This is a genomic window from Psychrobacter sp. TB20-MNA-CIBAN-0197 (genome assembly GCF_040309765.1).
GTDB lineage: Bacteria > Pseudomonadota > Gammaproteobacteria > Pseudomonadales > Moraxellaceae > Psychrobacter > Psychrobacter submarinus.
In genome coordinates, this window is the sequence record NZ_JBEOPC010000467.1 from 1 (window position 1) to 277 (window position 277).

A 277-nucleotide genomic window follows, 5' to 3' on the forward strand; every position below is an offset into this window, starting at 1 on the left:
GGTTTAACAGATGACACTAGCGCACGCGTTAGCTACTTTCGCAGAAAGTCAGACGGTTACGTAGATAACTTGTACTTAAATGACGAAACACAAAATCAAGACGAACAAGTAGCCCGCTTTAAAATAAACAGTCAGCTTACAAAGCATTTAAATACTGAGTTAAACCTTCACTATATTGACATAAACAATGGTTACGATGCGTTTACGCTTGATAACAGCCGCAATAGTGTTGCCGATGAACCAGGGCAAGATAATCAAGAAAGCTACGCTATAGGTG

General features: G+C 39.7%; 1 protein-coding gene. It reads left to right on the forward strand.

The window, feature by feature from the left end; all coding sequences use genetic code 11:
- The coding region (locus AAEY83_RS14525; protein WP_351059962.1) for a hypothetical protein at nucleotides 1–277 on the forward strand (277 nt) is incomplete at both ends.